We start from the raw sequence: 12,907 nt of genomic DNA, 5'->3' as shown, positions 1-12,907 counted from the left end.
ACTGTGGCAGAGGTCGCCTCGGACTCTCGCTCTGATGTCGTCATGAGGAGGCACATGAACATCGATGAGGCAAAACGCGAGGTGCAGCGTTGCGGTCAATCGTGACGGGGTACGGATCGGAAAGGGCGCGGGTTACTCGGACATCGAGGTCGCCCTGCTCACCGAGGCCGGCTTGGTCGGCCCCTCCACCATCCTCGCAACGACGGTGCATTCGCTACAGGTCGTTGAAGGACCGCTTCCCGAGTCGTCGCACGACTTCCGGGTCGACTTGATCGTCACGCCGGACGAGGTGATCGAGTGCCGCCGAACCCAGCGCCCGGCCGGCATCTACTGGGAAAGCCTCAGCGTCCAGAAGATCGATTCCATTCCGGTCCTCAGGGCATCAGCCACTGTTGATTGAGGTGACCCAGCGCCATCCCATACAGGTCACGAGGTCCTGTCGTGACCTCCTCCGGTGAGCTGCCCGCCGGCACCGATCCGCGGACTGTCAGGATTGGACGCGTTCCGCCTCCTGCACGAACGTGTCGCTCCGGCGGGCCCCCATCCGGTCCAGTTCGTCCAGCACCGCCCCCACCCCGTCGGCACCGACCAGCACCGTGACGCGCAACCGGGCCGACAGCGGCTGGTCCTGCCAGTAGCCACGCGGCAGCAGGCTCGCCTGCGGCGTCGTCGTCGCCACGGCGGCGTCGCTGACGATGACCGAGATCGCACCCGCGCGCAGCAGCGCGTCGCGCAGGTCGGCGCTGTTCGCCGCCGGATCCGGTTCCAGCAGCGCGGTGACCACCCGTACCCGCTGGCCGGGCGGCACGGCCGGTTCGCCGGCCGGCGTCGCTCCGGTACGGCGCCGGGGCGCCCCCGGCGCGGTCAGGCTGGTGACCCCGCCCAGGTGGTACGCGTCGGCACCCTGTTGCGCCTGGTCCAGGCGTTCCTGGTCGGCGAGCGGCACGCGCAGGCCGATGAGCGCCTGCACCCCGGCGGCGATCAGCCAGGTCAGGACGAAGGAGAACGCGACAACGCTCACCACGCCGACGAGCTGGCGCCACAGCAGGCCGCCCCCGCCGCCGAGGAACAGCCCGTCGGCGCCGAGCGGGTTGACCCCGCTGTTGCCGAACAGGCCGAGCAGGAGCGTGCCGAGCATGCCGCCGACGAAGTGCACGGCGAGCACGTCCAGCGCGTCGTCGAGGCGCAGCAGGTACTTCAGCTTCAGCGCGAAGTGGCAGACCAGACCGGCCAGCGCGCCGATCGCGACGGCCGAGGCCGCGTTGACGTACCCGGCGGTCGGGGTGACCGTCGCCAGGCCCGCGACCGCGCCGGAGACCGCGCCCACGACGGTGCTGTGCCCGTCGGTGACGCGTTCCAGCGCCAGCCAGACCAGCATCGCCGCGGCGGCGGCGAGGTGCGTGTTGAGGACGGCCTGCGCGGCCAGGCCGTTGGCCTGGAGGCCGTCGCCACCGTTGAAGCCGAACCAGCCGAACCAGAGGATGCCCGCGCCGACGATCGTCAGCGGGATCGAGTTCGGTGGTGCGGCCGTGTGCGGCCAGTCCCGGCGGCGACCGACGACGAGCAGGACGGCCAGCACGGCGGCGCCGGCGCTGGCGTGCACGACGAGCCCGCCGGCCCAGTCCTGGGTGCCGAACTTGGCCAGCCAGCCGCCGGGGTGCCAGAGCCAGTGCGCGATCGGCGCGTAGACCACCACCGACCAGACCGCGAGGAACAGCACCCAGCCGCCGAACTTCAGCCGGCCCGCCGTGGCGCCGGTGACGAGCGCCGGCGTGATCACCGCGAACATCATCTGGAACAGCACGAACGCCAGCGTCGGGATGGTGATCCGGCCGTCGACCACGTGCAGGTTGGGTGCGGGCGGCACCTTCAGGTCGGTCAGCCCGAACAGTTCCAGGTTGCCGAACAGCCCGCTGCCGGCGTCGTCGCCGAAGGCGATGGTGTAGCCGACGAGCACCCACGTCAGGCTGACCACGCCCAGCGCGATCATGTTCTGTTGCAGCATCGCCAGCACGTTGCGGGTGCGGACCATGCCGCCGTAGAACGCGGCCAGGCCCGGCGTCATGAACAGGACGAGGCCGGCGCACACAAGCACCCAGGCGGTGTCACCCGCGTTCGGAGCGGACATGGTTTCCCCCCTTGTCTCGCAGGTGGACGGAGTCGCGAACGGTGGACAGGGCGGTGTCCTCCACCCGTTCGCGGTTGGGCATCGGCGCGAAGTGCCGGTCCGGCAGCAGCAACAGCCAGGCGGCGATGTTGAACGGACCGGTCAGCACCGGGATGCCGAGCGGGGTGAGCATGGTGGTCAGCGCCATCTGCACGAACAGCGTGAGTGCGATGCCGAACAGCGTGTAGACGGTCACCAGAGCGCCGGGGCGGTGCGCGACAGCGCCCACCACGATCGCGGTCAGCACCGCGTTGAAGGCGAACAGGCCCTTGTCCAGCGACGCGCCGTCGGCGCCGAACCAGAGCGCCAGCAGCGTCGCGCCGACGGTGCCGATCACCGCGAACAGCGCCGACCACCGGGAGTTGATCAGCAGGGCGACGAGGATGAGCAGTCCGGTGACCCAACTCTCGATCAGGTAGACCTGGGACACGCCCTTGAGGAAGGTCGGGATCAGGCCCCCGTCGAACGTGCCGCCGCTCAGTGGCCCCTCACCGGGGAACTTCGGCGTCAGCTTGGTGAGCACCGTGAACCTGTCGAACTGGTACGCCCCCATCAGCAGGAACCAGGTGGTGAGCACGAACGGGAACGTGTAGGCGGTCAGGTTCCAACGTGTGAAGACGGCGTTGAGGGCGAGCGTGACCACCACCGTGCCGATCGCGCCGAGCACGAGGTAGAGCCACATCAGCGGGCGCTGGTCGAGGAACGTGGGCACCGCGAGTCCGGTCAGCAGCGGGCTGAAGCCGAACAGGCCCTTACGCCAGCTTCCCAGGTCCACCCGCAGTGCCAGCGCGGTGGCGGTGCCCACGACCAGGCCGAGCACGCCGCCGCCGAACACCCGGGGTGTCCCGTTCTCGAACGCTCCCCAGGCGAGCGCGATCAGGATGAGCAGGCCGCTCAGCGGATTGTTCTGCAGCACCACCTGGGCGGCGCCGCGCAGGCACGCGTCGACGAACCGGACCAGGGGGTTCCGGTCGGCCAGGTGGTGCCAGTCTCGTCCGATGTCGGCCATGTCGGTCTTCTCCTCGCTCAACGCCAGCTGAAGACCGGCGGGAAGGTGCAGCCGGTCACCTCTTCGCGGGCGGCCACGCAGAACGCGCGGACCGCGGCGCGGACCGGCTCGGTCTCCTGGCCGAGCACCTTGAACACCAGGCCGGCGTCGTTCGGCAGCCGGCTGACCGCGGTGGCCAGCGGCGTCTGTTCGTCCCACACCGGTGTCGCGGTGCGCTCGAAGACCCGGGCCGCCCGGTCCGGGTCGGTGAGCAGCACGACGTTGCCGAAGACGTGGAAGCGGTCCATCATCCCGATCCGCGACACCGGGAAGCGGCCGGGAGTGATCACGAACTTCTCGACGAACAGCGGCCGTCCGTCCGGCCGTTCGGCCCGCAGCGTGGTGGAGAACAGGTCGTACGCGAAGATCTCGCCGTCGCGGTAGTACTTGCGGCCGGGCTGGAGCACCTCGGCGTACAGCATGGTGGCGGTCTCCGGCAGCCGGACCACGGTGTCGGAGACGAACCGGCTGCGCCGGAACGGGATCACCGGTTCGGGCAGGAACTCCAGGTAGGCGTCCTGCGCCAGGGTGAAGCTCTGGGTCTGGGTGCCGTAGTTGGCGTCCATCTCCTGGATCTTGGTGGCGGCCTGGGTGACCAGGTGCGCCTGCGCGCCGGGCCCGAGGTCGACGTCGATGCGCAGCCGATCGCCCTGGAGCACGCCGCCGGAGGTGGTGAGGATCATGACGCAGGGCAGGCCCGGCATCTCCTCGTCCCAGTACAGGGCGCGCTGCACCAGCAGCGGGGACTGCCGGTAGACGTCGCGCAGGATCGTCCGGTCCTCGCGCCGCTCGAACCCCAGCCGGAGGATGCCCACCTTGCCGTTCGCGGCGGCCGGCAGTTGCGCCGGCTGGTCCTGGTACGGCGCGAGTTCCCGGACGGAGTCCAGAGTGGTCATGCGAGCACTTCGGCGTCGAACAGCGCGTTGCGGCGGACCAGGTCCACCAGGTCGTCGATGCCCTCGCCGGTCTTGCAGTTGGTGAACACGAACGGCTTGCCGCCGCGCATCAGCTCGGCGTCGCGGGCCATCACGTCCAGGTCGGCGTCGACGTACGGGGCCAGGTCGGTCTTGTTGATCACGAGGATGTCGGACTTGGAGATGCCCGGACCGTTCTTGCGCGGGATCTTGTCGCCGGCCGCCACGTCGATCACGTAGATGAAGTAGTCGACGAGCGCGGGGCTGAAGGTGAGCGTGAGGTTGTCGCCGCCGCTCTCGATCAGCACGACGTCGCTGTCCGGGAACCGCGCCTCCATGTCCTCCACCGCGGCGAGGTTCATGCTGGGGTCCTCGCGTACCGCGGTGTGCGGGCAGGCGCCGGTCTCCACCCCGATGATGCGCTCCTCCACCAGCACGCCGGTCAGGGCGCGGCGGACGTGCTTGGCGTCCTCGGTGGTGACCACGTCGTTGGTGATGACCAGGATGCGCAGGCCCTGCTCGACCAGGCGGGGCACGACGGCCTCGATGATGGCCGTCTTGCCACTGCCCACCGGGCCGCCGACACCGATCCGACTCGCTGATTTCATTTCCGAAGCCCTTCAGGTGGATGAGCGCTCAGCTCATGAACATCCGTACGTGTGCGTGCTGGTGCGCGCCGGCCAGCAGGTCGAGGTGCGGCGCGAAGCTCTGCATGTCGTCGAGCCCGGCGGTGCGCACCTCCTCGTAGTCCTCGCCGACCCGCTCGTTGACCGCGAAGAGGATCGACTGGGTGTCGAGGTGGTCCACCCGCATCAGCCGGACCGCCGCGCCGAGCACCATCGACGCCGCGCCGTACTGGTGGGCGGCGAACGCGTCCGCCTCGCCCACGCCGAGTTCGGCGAAGAGCACGCCGATCGCGACCGGGTAGGTGACCGGGACGCCGCCACCGCTCTCCGCGAGGCGCTTGCGCAGCAGGGACTCCCCCACCACCCGTTCGGCGGCCTCGGCCAGCTTGCGCCCCATGCGGACGGTCATCGTCCGCGTCTCCTCGTTGATCTTGCGCAGGTGTACGGCCTCGTCGGCCGCCCGGATCCGGTCGAGGTCACCGGCGCGGGCGGCGCGGTGCGCCACGAGCAGCGCCACCCCGTCGCCGGTGGCGGCGGCGCGCGTGACGGTACGCACGAACTCCCGCAACGTGGTCCGGTCGTGCACCGCGCCCTGCTCGACGGCCGTCTCCAGTCCGTTGGAGAAGGAGAAGGCGCCGACCGGGAAGACCGAGTCACCGAACTGGAGCAGTTTCAGGGCCTCGGTCACCGTGGACACCCGGCCCCTCAGTTCAGATCGGCGGGCAGGTGCGTGTGCGGGGTCGAGTCGGCCCCGCCGAACAGGCGCCGCGACTCGTGCGGGGCCAGGTACGCGATGATCTCGGTGCCGGGGATGAACTCGTGGGTGAGACCGGTGAACGCGTGGGTGCGCATCACGGAGTCCATGACCTTGCGGTCCACGGTGAGCGGGACGTACATCTTGGTGCCCTTCACCACCGCCGGCCAGTGCTGGTTGCCGATCGCGTGGCCGAGTTCGACGGCCGAGCGGACCACCATCTCGTGGGACTCCCCGTGCAGCGTGTCGAGGTGCACGACCATCACCTCGCCGAGCGCGATCCGGGCCACCACCGCGGTCGCTGTGGCGTCGTCCCAGGCGAGGACGTCGCCGTCACGCAGCCGTACGCCGCGGGCCAGCGACAGCGCCAGTTCGGTGCCGAGGCTGGTGGTCCGGCGCAGCCGGCTCTTCTGGGCGTCCCACTGGTCGAGGACCAGGTCGTCGACCTTGGCCTCCCGGAGCCGCTCGGTCCAGGCCGGCTCGTTCACGTTGCCGAGTACCGTTTCGACGAGCATCTGTTCTCCTTTCACGCGGCCCGCCGCCGGCCCGGCCGGGGCGGGCGCCGCGCCGGGTCAGCTGAAGAAGTAGAGCTGGCTGAGGGGGAGGTTCTTGGCCGCCGGCACTGTCGCGTGCACGCCGTCCATCTTCACGGCGAAGGTCTCTGGGTCGACTTCGAGCTTCGGCGTACGGTCGTTGCGCACCATGTCGCGCTTGGTCAGGTTGCGGCAGCCGTAGACCGGCATGACCTGCCGTTGCAGGCCGAGCCGCTCGGCCACACCCGACTCGTGCGCGGCGCGGGACACGAACGTCACGCAGTTCCTGGCGAGCTGGGAGCCGGTGGCGCCGAACATGGGCCGGTAGTAGACCGGCTGCGGGGTGGGCAGCGACGCGTTCGGGTCGCCCATGATCGACCAGGCGATCATGCCGCCCTTGAGCACCATCTTCGGCTTCGTGCCGAAGAACGCGGGTTCCCAGAGCACCAGGTCGGCGAGCTTGCCCGGACTGACCGAGCCGATGACGTGCGAGACGCCCTGGGTGATCGCCGGGTTGATGGTCATCTTGGCGACGTAGCGCAGGACGCGGAAGTTGTCGTTGGCGTCGGAGTCCTCGGCCAGCTTGCCGCGGACGTTCTTCATCTGGCCGGCGAGCTGGATCGTGCGCAGCCAGGTCTCCCCCACCCGGCCCATGGCCTGCGAGTCGCTCTGCATCATCGAGATGACGCCCTCGTCGAGGAGCACGTCCTCGGCGGCGATGGTCTCGGTGCGGATCCGGCTCTCCACGAAGGCGACGTCCGAGGGCACCTTCGGGTTGAAGTTGTGGCAGACCATGATCATGTCGTACAGCTCGGACTGGCTGTTGATGCCGTACGGCACGGTGGGCGTGGTCGACGCGGGCAGCACGTTCATCTGGCCGGCGACCTTGATGATGTCCGGCGCGTGCCCGCCACCGGCGCCCTCGGTATGGAAGGTGTGGATGGTCCGGCCCTCGAAGGCGGCGATGCTGTCCTCGATGTAGCCGCTCTCGTTGAGCGTGTCGGTGTGGATGCTGATCTGGACGTCGTACTCGTCGGCCACGGCCAGGCAGGACCGGATCACCGCGGGCGGTGCGCCCCAGTCCTCGTGGATCTTGAAGCTGGGCACCCCGGCCATGATCTGCTCGACGAGCGGCGCCCGGCCGCTGCTGTTGCCCTTGCCCAGCAGGCCGATGTTGATCGGCAGGTCCTCGAAGGACCGCATCATGTTCTGGATGTTCCACGGGCCGGGCGTGATGGTGACGCCGTTCGTGCTGTCGGTGGGCCCGGTGCCGCCGCCCCAGAGGGTGGTGACGCCGTTGCTGAGCGCGGCCCACACCTGCTGCGGGGTGACCAGGTGGACGTGCGCGTCGATGCCGCCGGCGGTCAGGATCAGGTGCTCACCGGAGATCGCGTCGGTGCCCGGACCGGTCACCAGGCCCGGCGTCACCCCGTCCATGATGTTGGGGTTGCCGGCCTTGCCGATCCCGGCGATCCTGCCGTCCTTGATCCCCACGTCCGCCTTGACCACGCCGACCAGCGCGTCAACGATCGTCACATTGGTGATCACCAGGTCCACCACGCCCTCGGCGCTGGTGGCCTGGCTGGCACTGCCCATGCCGTCGCGCAGGGTCTTGCCACCGCCGTACATGACCTCGTCACCGAGGACCCGCAGGTCCTTCTCGATCTCGATGTAGAGGTCGGTGTCACCCAGCCGGATCTGGTCGCCCGTGGTCGGGCCGTACATTCCGGCATATTCCTGCCGTGAGATCTGACTCATGCGTTCTCGCTCCAGCTCTGGCGCGTCGAAGGAAAGGCCGGGCTACTTCTTGCCCTTGCCGCTCTTGTCCTGGTCCTTGCCCTTGGCCTGGTCCTTGCCCTGGCCCTGCGGCGTCGTCTTGAAGCCGCGCGTCTGGGCCTGGTGGAGCGCCTCGGCCCGGTCCGGCCGGTACCCGGGGATCGGCCCGTCGCCGGTCCAGCCCTGGACCAGGCCGTTGAAGCCGTAGACCCGCTGGGAGCCGCCGTACGGGACGAGCTGGACGGTCTTGCGGTCGCCGGGCTCGAACCGGATCGAGGTGGTGGCCGGGATGTTCAACCGCTTACCGAACGCCGCCGGGCGGTCGAACTCCAGGAAGCGGTTGGCCTCGAAGAAGTGGAAGTGGGAGCCGACCTGGATGGGCCGGTCACCGGTGTTGTGCACGACCACCTCGGTCACCGGCCGCCCGGCGTTGAGTTCCAGCGGTTGGTCGCTGAGCTTGTAGCCGCCGATGGGCCGAAGGTGCTTGGAGTTCGGTCCCGGATGTTGCTTCGCCATGTCGCCCCCGCTCTGCCGGAGACCACGGCCTCCGGTCGTTGCTCTACTGGATGGGTGAGTGGACGGTGATCAACCGCGACCCGTCGGTGAAGACCGCTTCGACCTGGAGCATCGGGATCAGGTCCGCCACCCCGGGGATCACGTCGTCGGCGGTGAGCACGTGGCTCGCGTCGTTCATGACCTCCTCGACGGTCTTGCCCTCGCGCGCGCCTTCCAGCGCCGCGGCGCAGATCACCGCCACCGCCTCGGGATGGTTGAGCTTGACTCCGCGCGCCCTCCGGGCATTGGCCACCATCGCCAACGAGTGGATCGTCAGCTTGTCGAATTCCCTCGGCGTGAGATGCACGTCGTGATCCCTTCGTCCGCACCTTCTGTACGGTTTCAGCTATTCCGTCACGGTAAGGTCGGCTTAGTCGGGTCGCAGCCCGTTCAGAGAGATTTCAGGAGTTGGGGCGGCCGGCCGGCCGCGCGTCCGCTCGACGTCATGTCACCCCGTCCGCCGGCGACCGCCCAGGGATGCGGCCGAAACCCCACATATGCGACATATAGTAGGTTCTCCTCAGCGGCCCGGCAGCGAAACTCCCGGACGCCGCCGGGGTCGCTCCTGCACGCGGACGGGGGAAGGGTGAACCGGTCGGACGGCTCCGCGGACTCCTACCGGGAGTTCCGCCACCCGCTCGCGGCGCTGGTGCTGGCCGTCGTGACCGCCGGCGCGCTGGACGCCTTCGCGTTCCTGCGGTACGGCGCGTTCGTCGCCAACCAGTCCGGCAACGCCATCTTCCTCGGCATGGGGCCGGCCGGCGCGCATCCCGCCTGGCCGGTCTCGGCCGCGTCCATCGTCGCGTTCTCGACCACCGCCGGCCTGGTCAACCTGCTGCGCGACCGGGCACGACAGACCACGGCCCCACTGGTCGACATCGCGGTCACCGAGGTCGCCATGGTGGTCTGGACGGTGCTGAACCTGGCGCTCGCGTACGGCCGGCACGGCATGCCGTCACGTGTCCTGCTCGCCGCCGCCGGGGCGGTCGCCATGGGCAGCCTGACCACGGTGGCGACGCGTACCGCGGGCATCGCGACGCCGATCACCTACCAGTCGGGCACCATGACGAAGACGGGTGAGCGGGCCGCCCACTGGCTGTTCGGCCCCACCGCCGGCCGGAGCCGGGCCCGGCGAGGCACCCTGCTCGGGCTGCTCGCCCTGATCAGCTACAGCGTCGGCGGCGCGATCGGCACGCTGGCCCAGCACCGGCCCCACTGGGTGCCGCTGTGGGGGCTGATCGCCCTGGCCGTGCTGGTCCTGCTGCTGCGCCGGCACCCGCGGCCGGCGTCGCGGTCCGGCTGAGCGTCACTCGGCCTGGGCGGCGATTTCCCGGGCCCGGTCCCGGGCCGCCTCCAGCGCCGCCAGCATGGCCGCGCGTACGCCGTGGTTCTCCAGCTCACGGATCGCGGAGATGGTGGTGCCGGCGGGCGAGGTGACCGCCTCACGCAGCTTCACCGGGTGCTCGCCGGAGTCGCGCAGCATCACCGCCGAGCCGATAGCCGTCTGCACGATCAACTCGTGCGCGACCTGACGCGGCAGGCCGAGCAGGATGCCGGCGTCGATCATGGCCTCGACCAGCAGGTAGAAGTAGGCCGGGCCGGAGCCGGAGAGCGCGGTCACCGCGTCCTGCTGCGACTCGGGCACCCGCACCGTCGCGCCGAGCGGGGAGAACATCCCCTCCGCCAGCGCGAGGTGCTCGCCAGTGGCGTACGCGCCCGCCGAGATCGCGCTCACCGCCTTGTCGACCAGCGCCGGGGTGTTGGTCATGACCCGGACCACCGGGGTGCCCTCGGGCAGCCGGCGGTTGAAGAAGGCGGTCGGCAGGCCGGCACAGAGCGAGATGACCAGCTTGTCGGCCGGCACCTTGGGGCCGATCTCGTCCAGCAGCGCGGCGGCGTCCTGCGGCTTGACCGACACCGCCAGCACCTCGGCCTCGGCCACGGCGGTCAGGTTGTCCACCACCCGTACGCCGTAGCGCTCGGTCAGCTCCCGCGCCCGGGCCGGCCGCCGCGCGGTGGCGAGCAGCCGCTCCACCGGCCAGCCGGAGCGCAGCAGACCGGAGAGCATCAGCTCGCCGATCTTGCCGGCGCCGATCACCGCGACAGTGCGCACCTGATCTGCCATCAGCCGTACCCCTTCCCGGGTCATGTGGGCGCGACGTGGCGGGCCGGTCGACGGCCCCGCCACGCCGCGCGCCGTCGATCAGCTACCGAAGAAGACCTCGGCCTCGGCGTACCGCTCCAGCGGCACAGTCTTCAGCTCGCGGGTGGCGTCGGCAAGCGGGACGCGGACGATGTCCGTGCTCTGCATCGCGACCATCTTGCCCCAGTCGCCCTCGTGTACGGCGTCGATCGCGTGCAGGCCGAGCCGGGTCGCGAGCACCCGGTCGAACGCGGTCGGGGTGCCGCCGCGCTGGATGTGGCCGAGCACCACGGTGCGGGCCTCCTTGCCGGTCTTCGCCTCTAGCTGCTCGGCCAGCCACTGGCCGATACCGCCGAGACGGACGTGACCGAACGAGTCCAGCTCCTGGTTGTGCAGCACCATCTGGCCGTCCAGCGGCTGGGCGCCCTCGGCGACCACGACGATCGGGGCGTACTGGTGCTGGAAGCGCTTCTCGACGTAGCCAGCCACCTGCTCGACGTCGAACTGCCGCTCCGGCAGCAGGATCACGTTGGCGCCACCGGCGAGGCCGGCGTGCAGGGCGATCCAGCCGGCGTGCCGGCCCATGACCTCGACCACGAGCGTGCGGTGGTGGCTCTCCGCGGTGGTGTGCAGCCGGTCGATCGCCTCCATGGCGATGTTGACGGCGGTGTCGAAGCCGAACGTGTAGTCGGTCGCACCCAGGTCGTTGTCGATCGTCTTCGGCACGCCGATGACGTGGACGCCCAGCTCGTGCAGCTTGGTGGCGACGCCAAGCGTGTCCTCGCCGCCGATCGCGATCAGCGCGTCCACGCCCTGGGCGGCGAGGTTCTCCTTGATCCGCTCCACGCCGTTCTCGATCTTGAACGGATTGGTGCGGGACGAGCCGAGGATGGTGCCGCCGCGCGGCAGGATGCCGCGCACCTCGGCGATGCCGAGCGGCTTGGTCAGGCCCTCGAGCGGGCCCTTCCAGCCGTCCCGGAAGCCCACGAACTCGTGACCGTAGGTGGCGACGCCCTTGCGGACCACCGCCCGAATCACCGCGTTGAGACCTGGGCAGTCGCCGCCGCCGGTGAGCACGCCGATACGCATGATCTGCTCATCCTCCTGGAGCATCAGGTGAAGCCCGGATAAGCCCCAGGATATGTGTCAGATCAGACCATCGGCGCCGTTGCCGGCCCGGGGCGGGCCGTCACTGCGCACTGTAGTCGGCAGAGGTGTACGCCGACACCGCACCCCGGGCCGTTCCGGACGGCGGACGGGCTACCCGTCAGTAGCTGACCTCGTGGTTCTCCCCCGCCTTCGGCGGCTTGCCGGTCACCGCCGCCTTGGCGAAGCCGAACAGGTTCACCACGGTGCTGCCGGGCGAGTCCCAGTACTCCGCCGACCCGGTGTGCACCTTGATCAACGTGAGCCCGGGCGTGTCCAGCCCGTCCGGGAACCACGCCTTCAGCAGCGGGTTCCACAGCTTCTTCGCCCGCTCGGCGTCCCACTCCTCCGTGGCGGTGCCGGCCACCGACACCCAGGCGTGGTGCCGCTGGTCGGAGAAACCGACGTTCACCTGCGGGTTCACCCGGATCTGCCGGACCTTCGCCGAGTCGGCGTACGCGAAGAACCACAGGTCGCCGTCGAACTCCGCCTCCTGCAACCCCATCGGGCGGCCGACCAGACGCCCGTCCACGCCGGTGGTGGTGAGCAGGCAGATCCGGGCGTCCCGGATCAGCTCGGTGACCCGGCGACGGGCGTCCGCGGCGTTTGTCGGCTCTTTGCTCATGGGGCACTCCTGTCCTCGGGTCGGCGTAGCTGCCGCTCCCGTGCCCTGGGCGGAACCGGTCAAACCTCCCGCGCGATCATCGCCCGCCACCGCGCCAGGTTGTGCCGCGCGTCGACGAGCGCGTCGTGCCGGTCGGCCTCGGCGTCCGGCAGCCGAGGGCGTCCCCGGTCGTCCCAGAGCTGGCGCAGATCCTTGGTGAAGCGGGGGATCTCCCGGGGCAGCGCCGGCATCGCGCCCCAGAGCTGGGCCAGCACGACGTGGTCGTACGCGGCGTACCAGGCCCACAGCTCCAACTGCTCACCCGGCCGGTCCCGCACCGGCTCCAGCAGGAACTCGTGCAGGTCGTCACGGATGCGCTCACGGGAGCGCCAGGCCCGGTCGGCCGGCGAGGGGAGCTTGTCCAGCACGTTGCGCCGCACCCAGGGCACCGCCCGGGAGTCGTCGAACTCGGTGGAGACCGCGTAGAACTCGCGGCCGTACTCGTCGACGACGCCGATCGACACCAGGTCGACGATGCGGCCGTCCTCGATGAATTCGCAGTCGTAGAAATAGCGGTAGACCATCGCACCCATCTTCGCCCATCGACGGCGCGGCCCGGTCGCCGGGGCGTCCGCCGAGGT

Annotated in this window: 14 protein-coding genes and 1 pseudogene; 2 read left to right on the top strand and 13 right to left on the bottom strand. The window is 70.1% G+C overall.

The genetic code is table 11. The features are described from left to right. Positions 1-64: 64 nt before the first annotated feature. Positions 65-400, top strand: coding sequence for a 5-formyltetrahydrofolate cyclo-ligase (locus ACFYO8_RS14825; protein ID WP_357709015.1), 336 nt, complete (start codon positions 65-67; stop codon positions 398-400). An 87-nt stretch (positions 401-487) separates the two neighbouring features. Here the strand turns inward: ACFYO8_RS14825 and ACFYO8_RS14820 are convergent, their stop codons facing one another. The 9 genes and pseudogenes from ACFYO8_RS14820 to ACFYO8_RS14780 all read right to left on the bottom strand — a co-directional run bounded on the left by ACFYO8_RS14820 (position 488) and on the right by ACFYO8_RS14780 (position 8,680). Next, entirely contained in the window at positions 488-2,128 is a 1,641-nt protein-coding gene (locus ACFYO8_RS14820; RefSeq protein ID WP_357709012.1) for an ammonium transporter, read from the bottom strand. Further along, the gene (locus ACFYO8_RS14815) at positions 2,106-3,176 is read right to left on the bottom strand and encodes an urea transporter (RefSeq protein WP_357709009.1); all 1,071 of its coding nucleotides are present in this window, start codon (positions 3,174-3,176) and stop codon (positions 2,106-2,108) included. The genes ACFYO8_RS14820 and ACFYO8_RS14815 overlap by 23 nt, the downstream gene beginning before the upstream one ends. A gap of 17 nt (positions 3,177-3,193) precedes the next feature. Then, positions 3,194-4,111, bottom strand: a complete 918-nt coding sequence (locus ACFYO8_RS14810; RefSeq protein ID WP_357709006.1) for an urease accessory protein UreD — start codon at positions 4,109-4,111, stop codon at positions 3,194-3,196. Beyond that, positions 4,108-4,737, bottom strand: coding sequence for an urease accessory protein UreG (ureG, locus tag ACFYO8_RS14805; RefSeq protein ID WP_354870033.1), 630 nt, complete (start codon positions 4,735-4,737; stop codon positions 4,108-4,110). The genes ACFYO8_RS14810 and ureG overlap by 4 nt, the downstream gene beginning before the upstream one ends. A gap of 28 nt (positions 4,738-4,765) precedes the next feature. Further along, entirely contained in the window at positions 4,766-5,443 is a 678-nt protein-coding gene (locus ACFYO8_RS14800; protein ID WP_354870030.1) for an urease accessory protein UreF, read from the bottom strand. Between the two features lie 17 nt (positions 5,444-5,460). After that, positions 5,461-6,024: an urease accessory protein UreE gene (gene ureE / locus ACFYO8_RS14795; RefSeq protein ID WP_354870027.1), complete on the bottom strand. Its 564-nt coding sequence runs from the start codon at positions 6,022-6,024 to the stop codon at positions 5,461-5,463. Between the two features lie 57 nt (positions 6,025-6,081). Beyond that, positions 6,082-7,800, bottom strand: a complete 1,719-nt coding sequence (locus tag ACFYO8_RS14790; protein WP_354870025.1) for an urease subunit alpha — start codon at positions 7,798-7,800, stop codon at positions 6,082-6,084. Positions 7,801-7,998: 198 nt separating this feature from the next. Then, positions 7,999-8,334 (bottom strand): annotated as a pseudogene (locus ACFYO8_RS14785) (urease subunit beta); the annotation flags it as partial. 43 nt (positions 8,335-8,377) lie between these two features. Beyond that, the gene (locus ACFYO8_RS14780) at positions 8,378-8,680 is read right to left on the bottom strand and encodes an urease subunit gamma (RefSeq protein WP_354870018.1); all 303 of its coding nucleotides are present in this window, start codon (positions 8,678-8,680) and stop codon (positions 8,378-8,380) included. 279 nt (positions 8,681-8,959) lie between these two features. On the opposite strand from ACFYO8_RS14780, the gene ACFYO8_RS14775 reads away from it, so the two are divergent. Further along, positions 8,960-9,676 carry a YoaK family protein gene (locus ACFYO8_RS14775; protein ID WP_387257267.1) on the top strand — a complete coding sequence of 239 codons (717 nt, stop codon included), beginning with the start codon at positions 8,960-8,962 and terminating at the stop codon, positions 9,674-9,676. A 3-nt stretch (positions 9,677-9,679) separates the two neighbouring features. Here ACFYO8_RS14775 and proC read toward each other — a convergent pair whose 3' ends face one another. From proC to ACFYO8_RS14755, 4 genes are all read right to left on the bottom strand, one after another. Continuing rightward, positions 9,680-10,498, bottom strand: coding sequence for a pyrroline-5-carboxylate reductase (proC, locus tag ACFYO8_RS14770; RefSeq protein WP_387257265.1), 819 nt, complete (start codon positions 10,496-10,498; stop codon positions 9,680-9,682). Positions 10,499-10,576: 78 nt separating this feature from the next. Next, positions 10,577-11,605 carry a 6-phosphofructokinase gene (locus ACFYO8_RS14765; protein ID WP_354870302.1) on the bottom strand — a complete coding sequence of 343 codons (1,029 nt, stop codon included), beginning with the start codon at positions 11,603-11,605 and terminating at the stop codon, positions 10,577-10,579. Between the two features lie 178 nt (positions 11,606-11,783). Continuing rightward, the gene (locus ACFYO8_RS14760; protein WP_354870010.1) at positions 11,784-12,287 is read right to left on the bottom strand and encodes a pyridoxamine 5'-phosphate oxidase family protein; all 504 of its coding nucleotides are present in this window, start codon (positions 12,285-12,287) and stop codon (positions 11,784-11,786) included. Positions 12,288-12,346: 59 nt separating this feature from the next. Next, entirely contained in the window at positions 12,347-12,850 is a 504-nt protein-coding gene (locus ACFYO8_RS14755; protein ID WP_354870007.1) for a polyadenylate-specific 3'-exoribonuclease AS, read from the bottom strand. Positions 12,851-12,907: the final 57 nt, after the last annotated feature.

Source organism: Micromonospora sp. NPDC005257 (assembly GCF_042872445.1).
Taxonomy (GTDB): domain Bacteria; phylum Actinomycetota; class Actinomycetes; order Mycobacteriales; family Micromonosporaceae; genus Micromonospora.
Note: the sequence above shows the minus strand (reverse complement) of the source record. Positions and strands in the feature narration are given on the sequence as shown.